This is a genomic window from Lysinibacillus sp. CD3-6 (assembly GCF_006351725.2).
In the GTDB taxonomy this organism is placed as follows: domain Bacteria; phylum Bacillota; class Bacilli; order Bacillales_A; family Planococcaceae; genus Lysinibacillus.
On sequence record NZ_CP085880.1, the window covers coordinates 2,464,479 to 2,489,417 of the forward strand.

Genomic DNA, 24,939 nt, shown 5'->3' on the forward strand with positions numbered 1-24,939 from the left:
ACCATTTTTTCTACATAACGTCAATATTTCGGGGAATTCCTTATTAAATTGCTAAAATCAGACATTACATATTTTTAGGCGCGTTAATGCCTAGAAGGGCTAACGAATCTTCTAGAATCATTGCTACACAATGACATAAAGCTAAACGAGAATTTTGTCTAACATCATTCGATAATATCTTATTAGTTGCATAATATTTATTGAACGATCGTGCTAAATGTAAAGCATATTTAGCAACTATTGACGGATCAGCTTGTTCATAAGCAATTGTAATAACGCGAGGATATTGTTCTAGTAACAGAATGACTGGCCATGCCTGCACGCCTAATGGTTGATAAGTCATCTCCCCCAGTTGCCCATTCGCTTTTTCTAAAATAGAAAAATACGAGCATATGTGTATTGAATATATGGTCCTGTCTCGCCTTCAAATTGCATCATTTGCTCAATTGAAAACTCAATATCATGTAAGCGATAATTTTTTAAGTCGTTGAAAATCACAGCACCGACACCAACTTGCTTCGCTACTTCTTCTTTATTTTGTAAATTGGGATTTTTCATTTCAATATTTTGTTTTGCTGTAGCAATTGCTTCAGTCAACACATCATTGAGTAACACAATCTTGCCTTTACGCGTTGACATTTTTTTGCCCTCTTTTAGAATCATCCCAAAAGCTACATGACTTAAATTACTTGCCCAATCGTAACCCATTTTCTCCACTACATTAAATAACTGTTTGAAATGAAGCGTTTGTTCATGTCCTACAACATAAACTATTTTTTCAGGATGATATTGTTGAATACGATAAAAAGCTGCTGCTAAGTCACGCGTAGCATATAGTGTAGCACCGTCTGTTTTAGTAATAATACAAGGAGGCATTTCCTCTTTCTCTAATTCAACAACATACGCACCTTCAGAAAGAGTAAGTAATCCTTTTTCTTGTAATTCATTTACTACCGTGTGCATTTTATCATTATAGAAAGCTTCACCATCGTATGCATCAAATTGAATGCCTAGAAGCTGATATAGTGTTTTGAATTCTTCTAACGATACTTCTCTAAACCAATGCCATAGCGCAAGTGCTTCTTCGTCCTTATCCTCTAACGCTTTAAATGCAACACGCGCTTGCTCAATTAAAGTAGTATCTCGCTCTGCCTCTTCATGAAACTTCACATAGATTTTCAATAATTCCTCAATCGGTGCAGCTTCAATTGTTTGCTGATGTCCCCATCGTTTATACGCAACAATTAATTTTCCAAACTGTGTTCCCCAATCACCTAAATGATTAATACGAATAGCGTTATAGCCATTTTTCTCAGCGATATTGGCGAGTGCATTACCAATAACAGTTGAACGTAAATGCCCCATGGAAAAGGGCTTCGCAATATTAGGAGAAGAAAAATCGAATACAACATTGCCTTTTCTCGTTAAACTTGTGCCATATAAATGTTGCTCTTTCACAATTTGCTTTAATACTTGTTGTGTAATGATGTGTTGATTTAAAAATAAATTGACATATCCGCCGACTATTTCAACCGACTGAATCACATCACACGTTAAGTTTTTTTGAATATTAGATGCAATTAGTTGAGGAGATTGCCCGAGCTTTTTAGCCAGTTTAAAACATGGTAATGAAAAATCACCAAGGTCTACATGTTTAGGTTTTTCAAGTATTTTTTCAATCTCTTCTACTTCCACTTGATTATTTAACGTACTAGCAATACTTTTTGCAATTTGTAAATTCATGTACTTATTCCCCCTTTTATATAAAAAAAAGCCCTCGTCTCAATTAAGAGACGAGAGCATAGATTCCCGTGGTACCACTCTAGTTGCCAAAATTATGACCACTTTCTGTTGATAACGAGGTGACTCCCCGATATTCCCTACTACTATTTCGGGAAATTTCTCCAAAGTGCGTTTCATTCAAATAGTCTGCATTAGGCTCACACCATCCCTAATTCGCTTAGCAGCACAAAATGAACTACTTTCTTTTTCACAGAATTTAACAACTAATGATTTTGGAATATTCTATATTATCCAATCTTGAAAGTCAACTACAACTATATATTTTCTTAAAAAGTGATTAATTGTATCTTTATTCAATGAAAAACAAGTAATTTGTACTATTAATTGTGCTATATAGTACTGAACTATGAGCGGTAAACGTTGATGTCATAATGTTTATAGACTATGGAACATATTTCATGATATACTAGAGCCATTGTGAAAAAAGGAGGAACTTGCATGATTCAAGTAAGTAATGTAGGTCTTCGCTATGGCGATCGTAAACTATTTGAAGACGTAAATATAAAATTCACACCAGGGAATTGCTACGGTTTAATCGGGGCAAACGGTGCAGGAAAATCAACATTCCTAAAAATACTTTCTGGTGAAATTGAAGCACAAGAAGGTAATGTATCAATGGGTAAGGACGAACGCTTATCTGTCCTTAAACAAAATCACTTTGAATACGATGAGCATACAGTGCTTGATACGGTGATTATGGGTAACAAACGCCTATATGACGTGAAAAATGAAAAAGATGCAATTTATGCAAAAGAAGATTTCTCTGATGAAGATGGCATGCGTGCTGCTGAATTAGAAGGTGAATTTGCAGAGCTAAACGGTTGGGAAGCTGAATCAGAAGCTGCAACATTATTAAACGGTTTAGGCATCTCAGATGATCTTCACTACATGTTAATGGGTGATCTTGAAGGTTCTGACAAAGTCAAAGTATTATTAGCACAAGCATTATTCGGTCAACCAGATGTACTATTACTGGATGAGCCTACCAACCACCTTGACTTAAAAGCGATTCAATGGTTAGAAGAATTCCTAATTAACTTTGAAAATACAGTTATCGTCGTATCCCATGACCGTCACTTCTTAAACAAAGTATGTACACATATTGCGGATCTTGATTTCTCAAAAATCCAATTATATGTAGGGAACTATGATTTCTGGTATGAATCTTCTCAATTAGCACAAAAAATGGCGCAAGACCAAAATTCTAAAAAAGAAGAAAAAATTAAAGAATTACAAGCGTTTATCGCTCGTTTCTCTGCCAATGCATCAAAATCAAAACAAGCAACATCACGTAAAAAAATGTTGGATAAAATTGAGCTTGATGACATTAAACCTTCTAGCCGTAAATATCCATTCATCAACTTCCAAATCGGCCGCGAAATCGGTAATGATGTATTAACAGTTGATGGTCTTACAGCAAGTCAAGACGGTCAAACTTTATTTAAAGACATTCGTTTCTCAATGAATAAAGATGATAAAATCGTTTTACTTGGTAGCCCAATGGCTAAAACAGCTCTTCTTGATATCTTAATGGAAGATAAAGAAGCTGATGCTGGTACATTTAAATGGGGTGTTACAACATCTCAAAGCTATTTCGAAAACGATCATGATAAATACTTTGAAGGTTCAGAAAAGTCTTTAGTAGAATGGCTACGTCAATATTCACCTGACGATGAAACAGAAAGCTTCCTACGTGGTTTCTTAGGTCGTATGCTATTCTCTGGTGAAGAAGTGAAAAAATCTCCATCTGTATTATCTGGGGGAGAAAAAGTGCGTTGTATGCTTTCAAAAATGATGCTAGCAACAGCCAACGTCATTTTACTAGATGAACCAACAAACCACCTTGATCTTGAATCAATTCAAGCACTAAATGAAGGCTTAATCCGCTTTAAAGGGGCGATGATTTTCACATCTCATGACCATCAGTTCATTCAAACAATTGCAAACCGTGTCATTGAAATCCGTGAAGATGGTTCAATTTTAGACAAACAATTAACATATGATGAGTTTTTAGAGTGGAAAGATAGCCAAGGCTTAAACTAATCCAATCGTCAATTAAGCTCCCCCATTCACTTGGGAGAGCTTTTTTCTAAGAGGAATGAAAAAACAGCAAATACTTTTCGTATTTGCTGCCTGTTGCTATTTTTGCATTTCTTTTGTTGGTCCAAGTACACCTGGAACTGGTAAGCCAGCTTGACGTAATAATACGGTCATTTGACCACGATGATGTGTTTGGTGGTCAATTAGTGCACGTAATAATGCGCCTCGAGTAATCGGTCCTTTAAAACCTTTCACTTCCTCCAGTAATTCTTCATTTGACAGCTTAGCCGCTTCTTCTTTAATACTTGTAGCTGTCTTTTCATATGTCGCAGCAATTTCACCTGCTGATGCTGGAATAGGATCTTCTTGTCGAATCATAGGTACCTTTAAACCTGCTAAATAACTAAAATAGCCTGCAGCGCCAACTAAATGCCAACCTAACCAGCCAAGAGAATTGTGACCTTCAACAATGCTTTGACTTAGTGATTCATCTGACATTGCTTTTAGCACTTTAGCAGTACCTTCCGCTGCAACCGTCCATTCGCTTAAAAAATCATCTACATGTCGATACATATTATCGCCCCCCCAAATTTTAACTCTTTATTATCATAGTAAAATCCTAACTGTATCGCAAGTTTGCGCTATTAGTTTACATAAAAATATTATTAGATCCCAACTTTACTACGCTTGTTCTAAATTTCAGTTGATTTTTACCTCTCTTTCCTCAAGTTAAAGACTTTGCCCATATTTTTGTTAAATCATGTATAATGGGCTACATCTTAAATTAATAGAAAGAGGTATTTTATGTTTTCCCCATTACAAAAAGGCGATACAATTGGCATTTACTCGCCTTCAAAACCAGCTTCCGTTATTGCTCATACTCGATATGAACGAGGTAAGGCACGATTACAAGCACTTGGCTTTTCAATTAAAGAAGGTTCATTAACTGGCAAACATGATATTTATCGTTCTGGTTCACCTAAGGAACGCGCACAGGAGCTCAATGAACTATTACATGACCCTACAGTGAAAATGATTTTGCCTACAATGGGCGGCACAAATGCCAATAGTATGTTGCCTTATATTGATTATGAAGCGATTCAACAATCCCCTAAAATACTAGTTGGTTTATCGGATGTAACGGCCATTCTCCTTGCCTTCTATGCTAAAACCGACGTGCCAGTATTTTATGGACCTTCTGTTGCATCTACATTTGGTGAATTCCCACCATTTGTGAATTACACAGAACAATATTTCATCGATCTCTTTATGCAAACTATACCTATTCCTTATGAAGTATCGATTCCCCCTATTTGGACAGATGACCGAGTTAATTGGCTTGAAAAAACAGTAGAAAAAACGCAACACGATAATTCTTGGATAACTGTTCAACGAGGGAGTGCCGAAGGTCGATTAATCGGAGGTAATATTAATACGATGTATGGCTTTATAGGAACCCCCTACTTCCCGCAAATTCAAGAAGGCGATATTTTATTATTAGAAGATACATCCAAAACAATTGCTGTCGTGGAAAAAAACTTTGCTATGTTAAAGTTACATGGCTACTTCGACAAAATTGCAGCGATTATTTTAGGCAAGCATGAGCAGTATGATGATGAAGGAACTGGTCGAAAACCTTATGATGTTTTAGTAGAACTGCTGGACGGGAACCCTATACCAATCTTGGCTGAGGTAGATTGTTGTCACACACATCCCCTGCACCCATTGCCAATCGGCTTACGTGTGAAAGTAGATGCAACAAATAAACGCATTTTGTTGTTAGAAAGTTGGTTCACTTAATATTCGTATATAGGCACTCCTTCACGTATACTTAAAGAAAATTGCTAAAGGAGTTTGATAATATTCGAATCTTTTTCTTATTTTCTCTAGCAATAATACTTGTCGGCTGTACAACGAGTCCGACTACAAACCCACAGTCTAGCCATTCGACTAAATCTGATCAACAAGATGTTAAAGAACAAGCAACGAATCGACCATTTAGTAGTCTTCTCACTACCTATTTCCCTCCAGATGGAACAACTGCTTATTTTCAAGGGGAAGGGAACGAGTTTGCTAGTTACACACTTCAAACAACCTATATTGATGATATGACAATAGCACAATTAGAAAATAACGGTGGTGTCACATTATTAAAGGTCTTTCGGATTACGAAGTCTGCTGTAGAACTTGTTTATATGGAAGCAGTCGATGAAACGCCAATATTGCCAACAACACAAGAAATAGCAACATTACCAGTTATTGAAACCATTTTACAACTGCCATTAGAGGTTGGAAACCGTTTCGATGGTTGGGAAATTCTTTCGACTACAGCCTCAATACCAACGGGCTTAACTACTTTTCACGATGTCATTGAGCTGAAGAAAACAAAGGACAATATGACGACCTTTAACTATTTTGCAAAAGGTGTGGGATTAATCTATACAAAAGACGAAATGGTAACAAATAACGGTGAATCATTTACCATTACTTCCACTTTGCAAAAAATCGAATGAAATGACTGAGCAGGCGTCTTGCTTGGCGCCTTTTTTCTTACGTAAGGAGGTAGCTATTCATGAGCGACATACATAAGCACTCTACAGAGGAAGAATTAACAGAAGAGGAATTCATAGAACTTGTACTTGCAGAGCAACAAAAAGCGCTAGCTGAGGAAAGAGCACGACACCTCAGTGGTAAAAAGACTAAGAAACAAAAACCGATGATAAAATGGATGATGTGGGTTATGGCATTCGTACTATTTTTTAATACGTTTGCGCTTATTTTTCAAATTTACTCCATTCCAGCTATCGAATTTATAAAGGTCTCCAGCCAGTTATCGCAACAAGAAGATATTCAAACATATAAAAAAGCGATTGTAGAGGTTTCTACAGGCTCAAGTAAAGGTACAGGCTTTGCTATTTCACCTGATGGTCTAATTGTTACGAATGCTCATGTAGTAGAAGACGCCCTTACATTGTCCGTTGTATTTCCTGAACAAGGGCTTATGGAAGCTCAGTTACTGCAAAGCTTTCCTGAAGTTGATTTAGCACTTTTGCAAGTTAAGGGTAGCAATCTTCCCTCACTAACTCTCGCAAATAGTCCTAGTTATCTAAAGGATGAGTCTGTTTATTTCATCGGTAACCCACTGTCCTTCACAGGTATTGCTAATAAAGGCACATTACTTAAAGAAACTTATCTTGAAAATTGGCAGGAGCCTGTCATGATGATGCAAGCACCCGTATACAAAGGCAATAGTGGCAGCCCTGTTCTAAATAGCGATGGAGAGGTAATCGGCATTATTTTCGCCACGATGAAAAAGGAACCCTATGGACGAGTTGGATTGTTTGTACCTGTACATGTGTTAGAGGTTTATTTCCAGCAATATAGGCAGAATTCAAAAAATCCCTCACTGGAATCAAAAGAAGCTTCTCCGCTTCGGTTACACACTATTTAAAAGATGAACCGTGTCGATATAACATGACACGGTTCATCTTTTATTCACACAACATTTTGAGATTATAATCACATCCCATACGGTGTATTTTAACACTCTCCCTTTTACATTTAGTCATTTTTTAGTTTTGAACTACAAACTTTAATTTGACTAAAACATTCTTTAAATAAATCAATAATATTAAACGATGAATTAAAATAATTAATTAAATGATTAAATAAATTGAAAATAATTGTTTATTTTATTAAATCCTTAATGTATAATCAAATTAAATTAAAGAAAGGAATTTCACTATGGCTTATAAAGTAATTACGAATTGTCCTGTCTGTAATAAAACATTAAAAATTACCAAGCTCCATTGCTCTCACTGTCACACTACGATTGAAAATGAGTTTGAATTATCAAAGCTTGCCTCACTATCAAAAGATCAGCTTTATTTTGTAGAAGTATTTTTAACATGTAGAGGTAATATTAAAGAAGTTGAAAAAGAATTAGGAATCTCGTACCCTACTGTTCGAGGGAAGCTAACGGAAATCATCTCGTCGCTTGGATATGTACAAAAGAAGAAAAATGAAGTGGACGAGAAAAAAATCGTCACAATGTTAGAAAATGGCGAAATTACGCCAGAAGAAGCCATAAAGCTCTTAAAAGAGGAATAAGGAGGAACTTATAATGAAAGAGGAAATCGCAAGAGTGTTAACAATGATTCAAGAAGGAAAGCTTGATGCAGAAAAGGGATCGGAACTTATTCAAGCGTTGAAAGATAAAGAAGATACAGGAAACAACCTTTTAGAAAAGTCATCAAAATATTTAGATAAAACATTAAAAGTTCGTGTAGTTTCTTCAGAGAATGATAATGTGATGGTCAACTTACCTCTAAAACTTGTCAAAGTAGTATTAATGGCTGGCCATAGCATTGCAGCAAGTATCCCTCAATCGGAAAAATACGTTAAAGATATTGATATTAACTTGATTATTGAAGCAATTGAAAATGAATTAGATGGTCAAATTGTTGATATTAAATCTGCAAACGGGGATACCGTTTCAGTCATTATCGAATAGTGAATTGCTTATGATGCATGTAAAAGTGAAGACAAATGGCTTTAAGTTTATCATCCCAATTCCATATGCCATGTTAAATATCCTTATTTCTATCTTATTTTCAAAGTTTGTTCATAAAATTGCTAATAAATGGACAAAAGAGCACTTCGAAAGAAAAAAATTAGACTTTACGATTCCACTTATAGATAAAGAAACACTAAAACCTGTTGTCAATGAACTAAAAAATTATAAGGGAATTATATTAGTAGATGTTAAAGCGCAGGATGGGACCGAAGTTAAGGTCAAATTATAAAATCAACATATTAAAAGCTCAATTATGACAACAAACCCCCATCATGATTGTTGAACTGCACCCCAATTGTTAGATGTGTCTAACAATTGGGGTGCAGTTCACGTGATTGTATGGGGGTTTTGTCTATTTAATATTTTAGTTTACATAATTATATTATTTAGATTTATTATTTATATATTTCGTCAATATAGATTTTACAGGTATTTTACTTAAAAGCTCATTACTCGTTTCAGTGGTTTTCTGTAAAAGCTCCAGTAATTTTTCATCCCCTGTCCAATGTTTTTCAATTACTTCTGGACCCAATTTATTAATCGTCATATTAAGGACAAAAGTGGCTAACATCATATCATCGAGAAAGCCTCCAAAGCCAAATATCCCTTCTGGTAGAAAATCCATAGGGAAAATAAAGTACGCGATTGTAGCCCCAATTAATGACTTACTTTTTGAGTCAACAGCAGGATCTGCTACTATTTTAATTAATAAATGAAAAATATCAGGCACAAACAACAAATAGTCAGCATATTTGTGTTTCATTCCTGTTTTTGATACGAGAAATTGTGCTAATTTTTTTCGCAATTTTTGATAAAAATCTTTTTGCTCCTGCTCACTTGGTATGTTTCGATAATCTTCCATTGATCTTCCTCCTCCTGCTCTCTTTACCTATTACCCAAAAATCAAAAATTTAATCGTAACTGTAGGTAAAAAGGCGTTATTGCAAAGTAAGTCAATAGTAAAATACCAACATTTGCAATACGGCATGTGATGAAAGTATAGAAAAAAAGCACCCTATAAAAATAGGGTGCTTTTTTTTAACGAAAGTAATTTTAATTACTGAGAATTAAAGTTTAGTTACGTTAGCAGCTTGTGGTCCGCGGTTGCCATCTACAACTTCGAATTCCACTTTTTGACCTTCGTCAAGAGTTTTGAAACCTTCGCCTTGGATAGCTGAGAAGTGTACGAATACGTCGTTTTCGCCTTCAACTTCGATGAATCCAAAACCTTTTTCTGAGTTAAACCATTTTACTGTACCTTGTTTCATGTGAAAAAACCTCCAAAAAAATAAAAGTGAACAATATGTAATTTCTTCAACAGAATTAAAAAAATTCACATATTACAAAGAGTACCGAACTAACGCGATCACTTTTTGTAATATGTGAATCCATGTTTCCGGTGAAGCAATTAAATTGTTAAGTTAAGTATACCACCATTCATAAATTTGTCAAATAAAGAAAATTGTTTTTTTAGTTAATTTGAAAATTATTTTAACTATGCTCTTCAAATGCCATTATGCCATGATATACTTGTGCATCATCATCACAGGCTTCGCAGTAAAAACTTTCGTCTTCAGACCAAAAAGCCCAATATCCTCCGTCCTTACTCGCCTCATGTTGATATGCTGAACGGAAATGAGTTAATTTCCGTTGTAATGCTTGCTCAAATTGTTCTTTTGTTTCAAACGTTTCTTTCGTTTGAATAAAAGCTTCCCAGCCTTCAAATTTCCACCAAGGCTCATAATCAGCTTTCATGTAAAGTATTATATACATATTTGCCACATTCCTTGCTGTAATAAGATATTCTAATTTTAGCAAACGCTCCTGAAATGTCTATTAAAACACCCTGCTATATGCTATTATTACCTTATTATTCATTATTTATTTTGGAGGTTTTTTTTATGTTTTCAAGTATTCGACCTAAGGCCGAACTAGATGAATTATTAAAGCGTGGTACTAATTTAAGTGCAACTGGCCGATTCAATAAGACATTGGCTTTTAATCACTTTAATTTACAAGATGAAGAAAATTTAAAAGCACTCTTTTATAAATTAAAAGATATTACACCCTCTATGAATGCAATATTTAAAAATTATTTAAATGAGATCTCTCCCTCCTCCCAACAAACGATTAGCGAAGAAAATATAAATCAATATTTAACTCAATTTTTTCTAGCTACACGTGATGATGAATATGTAGATGAAACAGTCAAGTTTTTCAATTTGTTTCGAAAAAACCATTATGAACCTGGTAAACTCATCGTTGTTTTCAACCAATTTGCCTTTTATATTACGACGTATATTTTACATAACTTTGGTTTAAAACCAAACAAAGCTTTCGACTATATGAAATCTTTCCAATCTGCAGTCAATGTTGACCAAGAATTGCTTGTGGAAGTACTAACAGAACGAATTGTTGAAAACGTCGTCTCTGAAATTTCTTCTCTTATGGATGTCAACGCAAAAATTATGTACATGAAAGATTTAGTATATAGCTTAGACAAGCAAAACGAAGAAATTCAATCATCTACAGCTGCAACTGAGCAAATTGCCGCTTCAATCAATGAAGTAGCCCGTATGTCTTCTCATATTTCTGAGAAAACCACGGAATCCGTTGACCATGCCGTTAAAGGAAAAAATGCAATTGAACATGCTTTATCCGAGATTTTTAAAACAGAAGAAACGTTTACTACAATTGTTGAATCGTTTACGGAGTTACAAAAACGTGTAAATGATATTGAACACGTTGTAACATTAATAAACCAAATTGCAGATCAAACAAATTTACTAGCACTGAATGCTTCGATTGAAGCTGCTCGTGCAGGTGAGCATGGCAAAGGTTTCGCAGTTGTTGCCCAAGAAGTACGTAAGTTGGCTGAAGGAACCGTTACTGCTTTAAGCGAGGTTTCTACAAATGTTCATCATCTAAAAAGTTACTCAAATGATGTTTCACATTCCATTACAGAGACAACATCAATTATAAAAGAAGCCACAATTGAAGCAAAAGAATCTTTACCATTGTTAAATGCCATTGTTGCTGCAATTGAAGGCATTAATCTTGATGTTACGAACACTGCTGCTATTTCTGAGGAGCAAGCAGCCGCCATTGATGAAGTATCTGCCAGAATGATTGAAATCTCGAACCTTCAAGATGATATTCGCATTTATAGTTCTAATACATCTAGCGATATTCACTTACTTGGAAAAGAGATTAATCGCTTCCGTAATGACATTATTTCCAATAATAATGTCCAGCTTTCCTCCATTGCCCTATTGCAACTTTCGAAAGCTGATCATATTTTATGGAAATGGCGTATTTATAATATGTTCCTTGGATTAGAAGACGTGCAACCAAGTGATGTATCTTCACATACTGAATGTCGTCTAGGTAAATGGTACACTGCATCCCGTACAATTGAACGATTTGGTCATTTACAAGATTATCGTGAATTAGATCAATATCATTTACGAGTACATCAATCGGCTAAGCTAGCTGCAGAAGCCTTTAAAGCTGGTAATATCGATAAAGCTAGTAACCATTTGCAAGAGGTAGATGAAGCCTCTGAACGAGTTCTATTCTATATTAATAACTTAATTACTTATTTGGAAAAAGAACGTGTTATGCAGTAAGTTGGAGGGACTACCCTTCTACTACTTTTAGGAGGTTGTAGCGTGAACAAAAGAGCGCTGATTAAATTTTTCGGAGATGTTTACGGGACAGGCTATCGCTTTTTTATTAAACAAAAAGCAATTGAGCTTGGCTTAAAGGGTTATTGCAAGTTAAATGCACAAGACCAAATTGAAGTAGAAGTGGAAGGCTCAAAAAAAGCCATTGATGAATTCCTTCTATTTGTTCAAAAGGGTGTTAGCCCTCAGGCAGACTCTAACTCATTTGCTTTAGAGCTTTTTGACGATTTAAAAGGTTATGTACGTATGGAGTCGGACATTGTTTAAGTCTGGCTTCTTTTTTTCTCTTCCCTTTATACGCAAGAAAAACTTAAAATGAACGGACTAATGGTAATGGTCTTTTTATAGATCGAACATACTATAAAGGTTATAAGTACACCATTGGGCAAGTTTAGAGCTTTTTTCGCAAGAGTATATTCATTGAGAAACTTAGCAAACAGCAGTAAAATTAATGAAAGCACTATTATATTATTGAAACTTTATGTCGATTATTACGTATTAAAAGATAGACATATTGAAAAGCAAGGAGGAAGAAAACCATGCTCAGTATCGGACAGTTTTTCTCTAGACATACCGCTAGCCTTTTAATTTCTCTATCAACTGTTTCTATCGCAGCATTTGCGGTAAATCCAGGATTCTTCCTTGGTGGTTTATTGTTCGCGGGAACATATGCAACGAGCACAGCGTTGCTAAAACATAATCAAAAAAGGAAAGTTATGCACATAGCAGGTATTACAAAGGATGAGTACAAACATATTGAATTACAACTTTCAACTGCAAACAAACATATTCAAACATTAAGTCAAAACTATTTACGCGTACGTTCAGTTTCTGCTTTTAAACAATTACTCGAAATGACTCGTATTTCAAAAAATATCGTGAAAATTGTAAAAACTGATCCGCAAAAATTTTACAATGTGGAGCCATTTTTTTATGCGCACCTCCCTTCTGCCGTTGAATTAACAGATAAGTACACAATGCTATCTAAGCAACCAGTCAAAGATAAAGAAATCCAAGTTACATTATCTAAAACACGTGAAACGTTATCGGATTTAAATTCTACATTTCAAATTGATTTGAAAGATGCGCTTTCAAATGATATTGATCATCTTCAAATGGAAATTGAATTCGCGAACCGTTCCAATTTAAGAAGGAAAGAACAACTGGAATGGCGAGGCGATGAAAAATGACAGCTAACAGAGATTCTATCTATTCATTAGAATCATTGCCAGGCATCTCACCTCTTGTACAAACCTATTTAAAATCGTCAAATCAAGAGGCAATGACTACCTATGAAACGCTATCACCGCTTGCTCAAAGTCGGGCACTTTTATATGCAAGTCAAATTGACCTAACTAATTTTGAGTCTGTATTAACATTAGGTCAAGACTCTCAACGTGCTGTCTCTCAATTTGCAGATCGTATGCTTGCACAAGTGAAGGACAAAGATGTCACCAAAATTGGACAGATGCTTGATTCGTTAATGCAAACGTTAGACCGAGTTGACCCTGCTGCACTGGAGCCTAAAAAACCTTCCTTCTTAAAAAAAATGTTCGGTAAAACAGAACCAACTGTTAAACAAACCCTTACTGAGTTTGAACGAATTAGTATTCAAGTTGAACGAATAGGCGTCCAACTTGAACGTGCACAGCTACAGCTAATAAGAGACGTTGAAATGCTAGAGCAATTATACACACATAATCGTGGTTTTTTTGAAGAGCTAGCAACTGCGATTGCCGCTGGACAGATGAAAAAACACCAGGCTATTGAAGTGGAGTTACCCGCAAAAGTTAGCATCGTACAAACGACTAAACAACCGCTTGCTATTCAGCAACTCAATGATTTCACAGCGCAACTTGAACGTCTTGATCAGCGTATATATGATTTACAAGTATCACAGCAGGTAGCTTTACAAACAGCACCGCAAATACGTATGATTCAACAGGCAAATCAAACACTCGCTGAGAAAATCGAGTTTTCAATCGTCACACTTATTCCACTTTGGAAAAATCAATTAGCTATGATGCTTTCGATGAATATGGATCATCATTATGCACAGCTAGAAGAACGACTTGCACGTACAAATGAGCGGTTTACAAGCCCCACTTTTGAACAACAAGTATCGAAATTTAAAGAAACACAACATGAGCTAAAAATAGCCATTCAAGACGTTTTTGCTTTACATACTGCTACTGAAAAGGAAAAACAACATTTACAACAGGATGTAGCTGGCATGAAAGCATCAAAGACAACGGAATAAGAAAATGAGCGCTAAATTATATAAAGGGGTGTCTCAACAATTACGTGAGACACCCCTTTATCCTATTATGCGAAATACTCTTTATAGTAACCGCCAATATTACCAGTGTTATCAATAATGAAAACGAACTCTTCCGTTTCATTTTTCACTTCGTATTCTTTCCCAACTGTTAATACGTTTGATACTAAATATTTTGATGCGTTCGTATGTTTGCAAGTAACCGTACGAATCGTTGGTGCATCTTTCCATTTTAAATGTAACATAAATTCTCTACCTCTCTTTACTAGCCATAAGCTAACATCTATTGTTTATTTTATACGATTTTGGTTGTTTTGTGGAGAAAAAACTATAGAAGGCTATATTTTGTCCTTAATAAAGAATTGTTTACCTATTTCAACTTATTAAAATCTATACTCGAGGTGTTGTTATGAGTTTCGGTGGTGTTCCGCAATGGTTCTTTATCATCGCAGTCGCATTTGCCATTTGCTTTATTTTATTTGCAGAATGGAATTCTAGAAAATAAGTGAGTCCATTTAGATGGACTCACTTATTTTTGTCTACATAACGTAATAAAGCAGTTTATACTTGATGCCCATTGCAATTTTTATCCTCTGTTTATTAGTAATTAAACAGGGCGTTTCTCTACCATCATATCTAGTTGATACGTAAGACACAACCGACCTTATGTTAGCGAAGATTGTGCCAGCGGAAAGCATCGCACATAATGGAAATCAACGGTAGTTGAACAAAAATGACTGAAGATAAACCTCCGTTGAAATTACTTCAATGTTCGTTTTAAAAATTCTTTTGTACGTTCGTGTTCTGGGCTTACTAACACCTTGGATGGTGGCCCTTCTTCAACAATTACGCCTTTATCCATAAATACAACTCGGTCTGCAACTTCTTTAGCAAACTCCATTTCATGCGTAACAATCAGCATCGTATTTCCTGCATTGGCTAACTCACGCATTACTTTTAACACTTCCCCAACCATTTCTGGATCTAGAGCAGAGGTAGGTTCATCAAATAACATCACATCAGGATTCATAGATAGTGCTCGAGCAATTGCCACCCGTTGCTTTTGACCACCCGAAAGCTGTCTTGGCTTTGCATTAACATATTGGTCCATCCCAACTATTTTAAGATATTTCAAAGCAGTCTTCTCAGCTTCTTCTTTCGAACGTTTTAACACTTTAACCTGTCCTACAGTACAATTTTTTAACACATTGTGATTATTAAACAAATTAAACTGTTGGAAAACCATTCCCAGATGCGTCCGATAAGCTTGAATGTTATGCTTTTCGTGTAAAATATTTTCCCCTTTATAAATAATTTCTCCGCCATTTGGTGTTTCAAGTAAATTGATGCAACGCAGAAGGGTTGATTTACCTGATCCTGATGAACCGATTAAACATACAACCTCTCCCTTTTCTACTTTAAAATTCACATCTTTTAATACTTGGTTACGACCAAATGATTTACTTAAATGATCTATTTGAATGATTGCCATTTGTTCGTTCCCCCTAGTCAATTTCTTTCAGTTCTTTTTGATAAGCATCAGGTCCATCAAGACGTTTTTCTACATATAGCAAAATTCTTGAAGCCGTAAATGTCATGATGAAGTAAAGCACACATGCGACAAAGAAAGATTCGAAATAACGGAAGTTATTACCCGAAATCGATTTTGTTTGGAAGAATAATTCTGTTACACCAATTACACTTAAAACAGCAGTATCTTTAATATTCATAATTAATTGGTTACCTGTTGCAGGTAAAATGTTACGTGCAACTTGCGGTAATACAACATGCATCATAATTTGCACATGCCCCATGCCAATCGCAGAAGCAGCCTCGTATTGTCCTTTATCGATTGAGACAATCCCACCACGTACGATTTCAGCCATATACGCACCCGTATTCAATGAAACGACTAAAATACCAGCAGTAATAAAGTGCATATCGATGCCAAAGGCAATATCTAGTCCGTAATATACGACCATTGCTTGTACAATCATTGGTGTACCACGGAAAAATTCAACATAGCATGTCAGTATAAAATTAATACATTTTAATAAAATATGTTTTATACTTTTTTTTCGAACTGGAATGGTATGCATAATCCCAATAAAAAATCCGATGAATGCACCAATAATTGTACTGATTGTTGAAATGAGTAACGTATAATACGCTCCTCGTAAAAACATTTGCCAGTTGTTTTCTATAATAGAAATAATCCATTCTAAACTCATGATGTTCCTCCTAACAACGTGTTGTTGCTTGATATCAATTATGCCTTAGCGAAATCATCTTTTCATTTGAATGAATAAGCTTTATTCAAATTATGTGACACACTTCTTAGACATGCATTATTCAGTTTGACTTTCTCTCTGAATCAACTAATTTATAATAGAGACTGTCCCAAAGTCACTTAAACTTTTGAAGTAAAACACTGCTTGAATATGAAAAAATAGCATACGAGAAGACAGCTCAGTATACTATTTTTTCGATTAGGACAGCTCCAGTGATATTACTGTGCTGCTGGTTGTTGCAAAATAGCTTCTTCCATAATGTTTTGGCGATCATCTTCTGAAATACCTTTTAAAATTTCATTGATTTTCTCTAGACTCGCGTCACCTTTACGTAAACCTACTGCAATAGAAGTATTAGAAATATCTGTATCAAATCCTTCTTCAAATGATACAAATGTAAATTTATCATTAGCTGCTGCTGCTGAAATACCTTCTGGACGTTCAGCTACATAGCCATCAATTTTGCCAGCTTCTAAAGCTACACGCATTGCAGAGAAGTTTTCCATCGCTGTTTGCTTTTCTACACCTTTAATTTGATCGATAACATTATAGTTCGATGTATTTAGCTGAGATGTAACTTTTGCACCTGAGAAATCTTGAATTGATTTGGCATTTTCATACTTGCTACCTTTTTTAATAACCATTACGAAATCAGAAGTATAGTAGTTTTCAGTGAAATCAATTGTTTGTTTACGTTCTTCTGTTGGAGACATCCCTGCTACAATTGCATCAATTTTTTTGGATTGAAGCGCAGGTACTAAACCATCCCATTCCATTTTTACAACGACTAGTTTTTTGCCTAAACCATCAGCGATTTTTTTCGCCATTTGTACATCATAGCCGCCTGCAAACTCTGCATTATCAGCAATTTTTACTGCGCCGTTAGAATCATCTTGCTGTGTCCAGTTAAATGGTGGATAACCTGCTTCCATCCCAATGCGGAATTCTCCACCGCTTTCATCCTTTGCACCATCTCCTGTTGCTTTTTCATCCTTGTCACTAGTACCACAAGCCGCTAACAGGATTGCTGTCATTGCTGTTAACATAAATAACAACCATTTTCTTTTCATCTAAAACTCCCCTTTTCTGTAAAAAAAATAAAGCAACTGTACAAAAAAAGACCTAAGTTCTGAACTTAGGTCTTACCTTTTATTAACAGTTGCCCAAATCCTCACTATAATTTCCATGTTTCCGAGATAGCACAACCTAGTAAACTGGAATTATATTTACTAGGACAGTCCTGCACTTATTCACTGCAGACCCAGCATAAAAGTACGAGCTCCTTTTATACTTCGGCGATATTTCCTTCTCCATTACGTCTTCGCTTGCTTTAACTCAGCAATGGACTAATAAATACCGCGCCTCTACCTCACGAAAAACAAAAGTGAGGTTTGTTTATTTAATTGTTATATAGATATTACTATAAAGCTAGCATATTCGTCAAGATAGTTTTATCATTTTTCTGACTAATGACAAAATTAGCCTATAATCCTTCTTAAATCCATAAATTAAGTAGAATATCATTAAAAACGTTTGGCATTATTTCACAAATTTTTATTATTAAAAACAATAATTATAAACCATAAGAATCTATTTTTAAGTTCAACAAAGGCCCTTTAGACCTTGAAGTATTTTTTTCGAAAGTACATCTTAAATTAAACGGACTACAAAAAACCCTACAAAACAGTTCATTTTGTAGGGTTTTCGCATGTCATTTATGGAATTAAGAATTTAATAATAAATCTTCTGGATTTTCAAGTAACTCTTTAACAGTTTTAAGGAAGCCTACAGAATCTTTACCATCGATAATACGGTGGTCATAAGATAATGCTAAGTACATCATTGGGCGAATTTCTACTTCACCATTTACTTCTACTGGGCGTTTTTTAATTGAGTGCATTCCTAAAATAGCCGCTTGTGTACCGTTCATAATAGGTGTTGACATTAATGAACCGAATACACCGCCATTTGTAATTGTGAATGAACCGCCTTGAAGATCAGCTAAACCTAATTTTTTATCGCGTGCTTTTTTAGCTAGGTCAGCAATTGAATCCTCAATTTCAGCGAAGTTTTTACGGTCTGCATCACGAACAACTGGTACTACTAAACCTTCTTCAGTTGATACAGCTACACCAATATCAAAGAAGTTATTTAAGTGAATTTCATCGCCAACGATTTGAGCATTCACATAAGGGTATTTTTTAAGTGCTGCAACAACAGCTTTTGTGAAGAATGACATGAAACCAAGTTTAGAGCCTGTAGACTCAAAGAATTGATCTTTTTTACGAGAACGTAATGCCATAACATTAGTCATATCAACTTCATTGAATGTTGTAAGCATAGCAGTCGATTGCTTAACTTCTAATAGACGTTTAGCAATTGTTTGACGACGACGGCTCATTTTTTCAACTGTTACACGTGAATTATCTACAGCTACTGCTGCTTGTGGCGCTGCAGCTGGTTTAGCTTGAGGTGCTGCTACAGGTGCTGTACCATGAGCTGCAACATCTTGTACACGTACACGACCTTGTGGATCAACTGGGGATACAGCTGCAAGATCGATTCCTTTTTCACGAGCAAGTTTACGTGCTGCAGGAGATGCGATTACACGTTCGCCAGAAGTTTCTTCCACAACAGGTGCTGCTGCTGGTGTTGGTGCAGCTACAGCTTGAGCAGCCGCTGGTGTTGGAGCTTCTGCAACTGGTGTTGCTGCTGGTGCAGGTGCCGCACCTTCGCCCGCTTCTACAACTGCGATTACTTGGCCTACAAGAACAGTATCGCCTTCTTCAGCTAAAATTTGTGTTAACACCCCAGCTTCTTCAGAAATGATTTCAGCATTTACTTTATCTGTTTCAAGTTCAACGATGAATTCACCTTTTTCCACGCGGTCGCCCACTTTTTTAACCCACTGTGCAATACTACCTTCTGTAATCGATTCTGCTAATTCAGGGACTTTAATTTCAGCCACTTTCATTTCCTCCTTTGATTAACGTGCATGCGTTTCATGCACATAAAGGGCTACCGCCATAGGCACGTAGCCCAGCTTCCAGTAATAATGATATGTTTAGTTTACTTTTACCGTTTCAGCAACTGCTTCTTCAATTAGAGCTGATTGAGCTGCTTTATGAGAATCTGCATCACCTTCTGAAGTTGAGCTCATTGCAGGACGACCTACATAACGAAGCTTTTTACCTTCAGATAGTTCATATAATGTTTCCAATGCGTAATTCCAAGTACCTTGGTTTTTAGGTTCTTCTTGTACCCATACAATTTCTTTAACATTTGGATACTTAGCAATAATATCAGCAACTTGCGTCGTTGGGAATGGGTAAAGTTGCTCTACACGAACAATGTGTAAGTGATCGAAGCCTTCTCCATCTTTCACGCGGTCTGCTAAGTCAATCATTACTTTACCAGTACCTAATACAATTCGTTCAACAGATTTAGTTTTTGAGCCTAAACCTGGTTGTTCGATTACTTCTTGGAATGCGCCATTTGCTAATTGTTCAGCATTTGCTGCAGCTAATGGATGACGAAGTAATGATTTTGGTGATACAACAACTAATGGACGCACACCTTCTGTTTCTAACATTGCTGCTTGACGACGTAATAGGTGGTAGTAGTTTCCTGCATTTGAGCAGTTTGCCACAAACCAGTTATTTTCAGCAGACATTTGTAAGTAACGCTCCATACGGCTTGAAGAGTGTTCAGGACCTTGGCCTTCATACCCGTGAGGTAAAAGAATAACTAAGCCTGATTTTTGGCCCCATTTAGAACGTGCCCCTGAAATGAAGTTATCAAACATCACTTGAGCCATATTCGCAAAGTCACCAAATTGTGCTTCCCATACTGAAAGTACGTTGCCTTTTTCTAAATTGTAACCGTATTCAAACCCAACAACCCCAGCTTCTGTTAATGGTGAATTGTGTACCGTAAATGAAGCGCTTGCACCAGAAATGTGGTGAAGTGGTGTAAATACGTTACCGTTATTTTTGTCATGTAATACTAAATGACGTTGTGAGAATGTACCACGTTGAGCATCTTGACCAGTAAATCGCACAGGTGTACCATCTTGGATAATTGTAGCATATGCTAATGTTTCAGCATGGCCCCAATCAATTTTTGCAGACGCAAATGCATCACGACGTTTTTCTAAAATTTTGCCTAATTTCTTTTGTGGCTCGAAGTTTTGTTCAAATACTAATAGTTCTTCATTAATCGTATCTAAACGTTCAGCACCTACTGCTGTATCGATTTGTGGGAAGTTAATTTTTAATTCTTCTGGCATTTCTACATGTTTGTGTTCATCTTTTTCTGCCATTTCTTTTACGTGATCGTAAGCAACTTGCATTTCCGCATAAATAGCTGAATCAAGTGCCGCAACCTCTTCAGCAGTAACTAATCCTTCTGCTACTAACTGTGCACCATATAATGCACGAATAGTCTCATGTTTTGCTACAAGTTTGTACGTTTCTGGATTTGTTACAGTTGGGTCATCTGTTTCATTATGACCATGTCGACGGTAACCAATTAAGTCAACCACAATATCTTTACCGAATTTTTGACGGTAGCTTGCTGCAAAACGACCTACTTGAGATACCGCTTCTGGGCTGTCTGCGTTCACATGAACAACAGGTACTTCATAACCTTTAGCTGGGTCAGATGAATAGACAGAAGAACGAGAGTCTTGAAGCTCCGTAGTGAATCCAATCATATTATTTGCAATGATATGAATTGTTCCACCTGTTGAGAAACCTTCTGTTTTCGAATAGTTTAATACTTCCGTTACAATACCTTGACCTGGGAAAGCTGCATCACCATGCACAAGAATACCTAGGCCTTTAGCGGGATTGTGGACAGCTTGCCCTGGTTTAGATGTATCATCCTGTGTTGCACGAGTAGCACCTAATACAACTGGATTTCCAACTTCTAAGTGAGAAGGGTTATAAGCTAGTTTTACGTTCATACCTGATTCACGAGTGTATGAAGCACCCATGTGGTATTTCACATCGCCAGTCCAACCTTTTGTAATTTCTAGTCGGCCATGTTCTGGCATAAATAAATCGTTCGAAACATGTGCAAAGTCTGAGAACATCATGTCATATGGTTTATTTAAAATATGTGTTAGGACATTTAGACGACCACGGTGAGCCATTCCTATACGAACATTTTCAACATTATTTGCTTCTACTGTTTTTAAAATTTCATCAAAAAGGACGATTTGAGTATCTAATCCTTCACCAGAGAAACGTTTTTGACCAACAAATGTTTTGTGAATGAATTTTTCAAAGTTTTCAACACGTGTTAAACGATCTAAAAGCGCTTTTTTCTCATCTGAAGTTAGAGCTTGTTTTAAAGAACCAGATTCAACTTGAGCTTGAATCCATTCACGTTCTTCAGTTGCTACAACATGACCGTATTCAAATGCTACTTTATCTGTATATACAGATTTTAAAAAGTCTATTGCATCCTTACCATTTTTCACGCCCGCTGGCACATCTTTGAAGAAGATAGCAGCAGGTATTTCTGCTAAATCCGCAGGACTTAAGTTGAAAGCACTTTCTTCAATTTGTGCTGTTTGAAGTGCACGATTTTTTAAAGGATAAATATCTGCTGCTAAATGCCCTTGAGTACGAATTACATCAGCTAATTTTACAGCTGCCAATACCTTTTTATAATCGCCAGCAGGAGCTGCTGAACCACTTACTACAGCTACATCACCTTCTACTTCTACTGGTGCACCAAATTGTTGGAATAATGATACTAACTCCGGTTCTACTTCTTCAGGAGACTGTAAGAATAAGTCGTATTGCTCCATCACATATCCTAAGTTAGGACCAGAGAAAGCTGACCATGGAGAACTTACAGTTGTAACGTTGTTCGACATGAAAAATGACCTCCAAATTTTGCCTATCGGCAGTTCCATTAATTAAATTACAATTAATTATATAATATTATCCCGTTCTTTTAAAGGACGTTCGACACAAATTATCCATATTTTAAAGAACGTTTTTTCCATCTCAATCTTACTACTCTTCACAAAAAATACAACACTTTTTAGCAAATTAAGCAATTTTTTTCCCGAAGGCTAAAAATCTTAAATAAACCGCGCATTTTCCTTAATATTTTAGCGGCATCCTCAACAAGAAAACGGTTCCAACATTTTCTTCACTCTTGACTTCTACTGATGCATTGTATTTTTCAAGTAACATTTTTGAGATGCTAAGCCCTAAGCCAGTACCGCCAATTTGGCGATTTCTCGCCTCATCAACCCGATAAAAACGATCAAAAATATACGGGAGATTTTGTTCAGCTATACCAATGCCGTTATCTGCGATTTGAATTTGCAGTTTATCATCTAAAGTTAAAAGGGAAATATTCACCTCTGGAACTTTTTCACAATAACGAATTGCATTTTCAACTATATTGCGAACGATCTGACTAAGTGCATTGGATGTTATAAAAACTGGACCTATTTCACCAATTTTCGACAAAGTTATTTTGGCTGTCGGATGTAATAACTCCATTTCTGCTATTACACTGTCAATTACATATATCGGATTCGCTTCACTCATCTCATCTTTTTCTTCCCGTCTGGCAAGCTCCAGTAACTCTTCAATCATTTTCCGCATACGTGTAATTTCTGTTAATGACGTCTCGATAGACTCTTCAAGAATAGCTGGATCATCTTTACCCCAACGTTTTAACAATGAAAGATGCCCCTCTATCGCTTGAATCGGTGTCCTTAATTCATGCGAAGCATCTGCGACAAATTGTTGCTGTTGTGCAAACGATATTTGCAGTTCATTCATCATCGCATTATACATTTTCAACAAATCACCAATTTCATCATGTGATGTATAGGATAGCTGAATTGGTTCATTAAAACCTTGATCCATTACTGTTTTCATTGATGCACGTAATGCATGAAGGGGCTTTGTTAAATAGTTTGCTAAATAATAACCAATGGAACCTGAAAGTAATAGTGCACCAACACCTGCAATAAGCATAGCAGTTAACAAATAACGCATTAATGATTCAAAACGTGTTAACGGATGTATCACCTGTATATATACCTGAAAAAAACCAAGCTGTAACGGTTCATTTACGACATATGCGTCTTTTTTATCAATGGTCATTTGTACAATGGAACCCATTGGCGTAAGTGGTGCAGCTTGTGAGGCATTATTAATACGTAAAATTTCAATTCCATCATTATTAAAAAGTCTTACAGTTTGATCACGGTCAACAATTGATTTTAATAAACCAGTATTTTGCTGTAGTTGTTGTACTGAAATGTTTGGCCCTTGGGACTCTAAAAATGAAACAACATCATCTTTTGTTCGTTTCACTTTACTTCCTTCATCATTTAAAAGCCAAGTATGCAATGATACATAAACGACTATACAAATAATCGCATAGCTAATAAAAATAACCGCACTAGATGTTAGCATCCATTTTCTTTGTAATGATAGATTAGTGAAATATTCTTTTATTTTGATCATTCGCGCATCACATACCCTACTCCACGAACAGTTTCGATATAAGCATTCGAATCACCAGGTAGTTTTGTCCGTAAATGGCGTATATATACATCAACGACATTGGTCTCAATATCAGCATCATATCCCCAAACAGAAGTTAGAATAAGCTCACGAGTACAAACACGATTTTTATGTTCTATTAATAGCTTCAATAAATCATATTCTGTTTTTGTCAGATCAAGTTTTTTTCCTTGCACTAATACCTCATATGCATCAATGTCAATTTCAATATCTCGGAATTGCAGTGTATCTCCTCCTATTTTTTCGTTCGGCTCTACACGACGTAAAATAGTTCGTATGCGTGCAAGTAATTCTTCAATGGCAAATGGCTTCACTATGTAATCATCAGCCCCAGCATCTAAACCAGCAACTCTATCCATTACTGCGTCTCTAGCAGTCAGTAATATAATGGGTACTTGGGATTGCGTACGTATTCTACGGCAAATTTCAATTCCATTAATACTAGGTAGCATTACGTCTAGTAATAGCACATCATAATTTTCTGTTGTGGCAATTGTTAGCCCTTCTCGCCCATCAAAGGCAACAGTTACATTATAGCCTTCATGTTGTAACTCTAATTCTACAAAACGGGCAATATGCTTCTCATCTTCTACTAAAAGTATTTTTTTAGGCATCTGATCACCTTCTAATTTCAAAATATAGACATCCTTTCTATCATAGTCCTAGCATAACATCAATTAAAAAGCCTGTACCACAAGTA

At 36.0% G+C, this 24,939-nt stretch carries 23 protein-coding genes, 1 pseudogene, 1 riboswitch and 1 other annotated feature; of the genes and pseudogenes, 11 read left to right on the forward strand and 13 right to left on the reverse strand.

What is annotated here, in order from left to right; translation table 11 throughout:
* Positions 1 to 64: 64 nt before the first annotated feature.
* A pseudogene (gene argS, locus FH508_RS11910) lies at positions 65 to 1,743 on the reverse strand (arginine--tRNA ligase).
* Between the two features lie 43 nt (positions 1,744 to 1,786).
* Positions 1,787 to 2,003: a binding site (T-box leader), on the reverse strand.
* 238 nt (positions 2,004 to 2,241) lie between these two features.
* On the opposite strand from argS, the gene FH508_RS11915 reads away from it, so the two are divergent.
* Positions 2,242 to 3,846 (forward strand): ABC-F family ATP-binding cassette domain-containing protein, encoded by a 1,605-nt coding sequence (locus FH508_RS11915; RefSeq protein ID WP_172771533.1) that lies wholly within the window; start codon positions 2,242 to 2,244, stop codon positions 3,844 to 3,846.
* A gap of 96 nt (positions 3,847 to 3,942) precedes the next feature.
* On the opposite strand, the gene FH508_RS11920 is transcribed toward FH508_RS11915, so the two are convergent.
* On the reverse strand, positions 3,943 to 4,416 hold the full coding sequence (locus FH508_RS11920) for a DinB family protein (protein WP_172771534.1): 474 nt from the start codon (positions 4,414 to 4,416) through the stop codon (positions 3,943 to 3,945).
* A gap of 231 nt (positions 4,417 to 4,647) precedes the next feature.
* Here FH508_RS11920 and FH508_RS11925 point away from each other — a divergent pair, with 231 nt between their 5' ends.
* The 6 genes from FH508_RS11925 (at position 4,648) to FH508_RS11950 (ending at position 8,648) form a co-directional block, all read left to right on the forward strand.
* On the forward strand, positions 4,648 to 5,643 hold the full coding sequence (locus tag FH508_RS11925) for a S66 family peptidase (protein ID WP_172771535.1): 996 nt from the start codon (positions 4,648 to 4,650) through the stop codon (positions 5,641 to 5,643).
* Positions 5,644 to 5,684: 41 nt separating this feature from the next.
* The gene (locus FH508_RS11930; RefSeq protein WP_172771536.1) at positions 5,685 to 6,356 is read left to right on the forward strand and encodes a hypothetical protein; all 672 of its coding nucleotides are present in this window, start codon (positions 5,685 to 5,687) and stop codon (positions 6,354 to 6,356) included.
* 59 nt (positions 6,357 to 6,415) lie between these two features.
* Positions 6,416 to 7,294 carry a S1 family peptidase gene (locus tag FH508_RS11935; protein ID WP_172771537.1) on the forward strand — a complete coding sequence of 293 codons (879 nt, stop codon included), beginning with the start codon at positions 6,416 to 6,418 and terminating at the stop codon, positions 7,292 to 7,294.
* Positions 7,295 to 7,587: 293 nt separating this feature from the next.
* Entirely contained in the window at positions 7,588 to 7,953 is a 366-nt protein-coding gene (locus FH508_RS11940) for a DUF2089 domain-containing protein (RefSeq protein WP_172771538.1), read from the forward strand.
* Between the two features lie 13 nt (positions 7,954 to 7,966).
* A complete protein-coding gene (locus FH508_RS11945) occupies positions 7,967 to 8,356 on the forward strand; it encodes an SHOCT-like domain-containing protein (RefSeq protein ID WP_172771539.1) in 390 nt (129 codons plus the stop codon).
* Positions 8,357 to 8,366: 10 nt separating this feature from the next.
* A complete protein-coding gene (locus tag FH508_RS11950) occupies positions 8,367 to 8,648 on the forward strand; it encodes a hypothetical protein (protein ID WP_172771945.1) in 282 nt (93 codons plus the stop codon).
* Between the two features lie 153 nt (positions 8,649 to 8,801).
* Here the strand turns inward: FH508_RS11950 and FH508_RS11955 are convergent, their stop codons facing one another.
* From FH508_RS11955 to FH508_RS11965, 3 genes are all read right to left on the reverse strand, one after another.
* Complete coding sequence (locus tag FH508_RS11955; protein ID WP_172771540.1) at positions 8,802 to 9,281, reverse strand: YkvA family protein; 480 nt, start codon at positions 9,279 to 9,281, stop codon at positions 8,802 to 8,804.
* 205 nt (positions 9,282 to 9,486) lie between these two features.
* Positions 9,487 to 9,687, reverse strand: a complete 201-nt coding sequence (locus FH508_RS11960; RefSeq protein WP_004230088.1) for a cold-shock protein — start codon at positions 9,685 to 9,687, stop codon at positions 9,487 to 9,489.
* Positions 9,688 to 9,910: 223 nt separating this feature from the next.
* A complete protein-coding gene (locus tag FH508_RS11965) occupies positions 9,911 to 10,237 on the reverse strand; it encodes a DUF1033 family protein (RefSeq protein WP_370635621.1) in 327 nt (108 codons plus the stop codon).
* A gap of 83 nt (positions 10,238 to 10,320) precedes the next feature.
* On the opposite strand from FH508_RS11965, the gene FH508_RS11970 reads away from it, so the two are divergent.
* The 4 genes from FH508_RS11970 (at position 10,321) to FH508_RS11985 (ending at position 14,365) form a co-directional block, all read left to right on the forward strand.
* Positions 10,321 to 12,048: a globin-coupled sensor protein gene (locus tag FH508_RS11970; RefSeq protein ID WP_172771541.1), complete on the forward strand. Its 1,728-nt coding sequence runs from the start codon at positions 10,321 to 10,323 to the stop codon at positions 12,046 to 12,048.
* A gap of 42 nt (positions 12,049 to 12,090) precedes the next feature.
* Positions 12,091 to 12,372 (forward strand): acylphosphatase, encoded by a 282-nt coding sequence (locus tag FH508_RS11975; RefSeq protein WP_172771542.1) that lies wholly within the window; start codon positions 12,091 to 12,093, stop codon positions 12,370 to 12,372.
* Positions 12,373 to 12,644: 272 nt separating this feature from the next.
* Positions 12,645 to 13,295, forward strand: a complete 651-nt coding sequence (locus FH508_RS11980) for a 5-bromo-4-chloroindolyl phosphate hydrolysis family protein (protein ID WP_172771543.1) — start codon at positions 12,645 to 12,647, stop codon at positions 13,293 to 13,295.
* Positions 13,292 to 14,365: a toxic anion resistance protein gene (locus tag FH508_RS11985; RefSeq protein WP_172771544.1), complete on the forward strand. Its 1,074-nt coding sequence runs from the start codon at positions 13,292 to 13,294 to the stop codon at positions 14,363 to 14,365. The genes FH508_RS11980 and FH508_RS11985 overlap by 4 nt, the downstream gene beginning before the upstream one ends.
* Positions 14,366 to 14,430: 65 nt before the next feature.
* Here the strand turns inward: FH508_RS11985 and FH508_RS11990 are convergent, their stop codons facing one another.
* From FH508_RS11990 to FH508_RS12025, 8 genes are all read right to left on the reverse strand, one after another.
* Complete coding sequence (locus FH508_RS11990) at positions 14,431 to 14,628, reverse strand: DUF6501 family protein (protein WP_172771545.1); 198 nt, start codon at positions 14,626 to 14,628, stop codon at positions 14,431 to 14,433.
* A gap of 515 nt (positions 14,629 to 15,143) precedes the next feature.
* A complete protein-coding gene (locus tag FH508_RS11995; protein WP_217270077.1) occupies positions 15,144 to 15,875 on the reverse strand; it encodes an amino acid ABC transporter ATP-binding protein in 732 nt (243 codons plus the stop codon).
* Between the two features lie 13 nt (positions 15,876 to 15,888).
* Positions 15,889 to 16,614: an amino acid ABC transporter permease gene (locus FH508_RS12000; protein WP_172771546.1), complete on the reverse strand. Its 726-nt coding sequence runs from the start codon at positions 16,612 to 16,614 to the stop codon at positions 15,889 to 15,891.
* Positions 16,615 to 16,892: 278 nt separating this feature from the next.
* Positions 16,893 to 17,744 (reverse strand): transporter substrate-binding domain-containing protein, encoded by an 852-nt coding sequence (locus tag FH508_RS12005; RefSeq protein ID WP_172771547.1) that lies wholly within the window; start codon positions 17,742 to 17,744, stop codon positions 16,893 to 16,895.
* 119 nt (positions 17,745 to 17,863) lie between these two features.
* Positions 17,864 to 18,049, reverse strand: a riboswitch (Lysine riboswitch).
* Positions 18,050 to 18,397: 348 nt separating this feature from the next.
* Positions 18,398 to 19,642 (reverse strand): 2-oxoglutarate dehydrogenase complex dihydrolipoyllysine-residue succinyltransferase, encoded by a 1,245-nt coding sequence (gene odhB, locus FH508_RS12010; protein WP_172771548.1) that lies wholly within the window; start codon positions 19,640 to 19,642, stop codon positions 18,398 to 18,400.
* A 96-nt stretch (positions 19,643 to 19,738) separates the two neighbouring features.
* Complete coding sequence (locus FH508_RS12015) at positions 19,739 to 22,561, reverse strand: 2-oxoglutarate dehydrogenase E1 component (protein WP_172771549.1); 2,823 nt, start codon at positions 22,559 to 22,561, stop codon at positions 19,739 to 19,741.
* Positions 22,562 to 22,793: 232 nt separating this feature from the next.
* Complete coding sequence (locus FH508_RS12020) at positions 22,794 to 24,179, reverse strand: sensor histidine kinase (RefSeq protein ID WP_172771550.1); 1,386 nt, start codon at positions 24,177 to 24,179, stop codon at positions 22,794 to 22,796.
* Positions 24,176 to 24,853, reverse strand: a complete 678-nt coding sequence (locus FH508_RS12025; RefSeq protein ID WP_172771948.1) for a response regulator transcription factor — start codon at positions 24,851 to 24,853, stop codon at positions 24,176 to 24,178. Before FH508_RS12025 ends, FH508_RS12020 begins: the two co-directional genes overlap by 4 nt.
* Positions 24,854 to 24,939 lie beyond the last annotated feature (86 nt).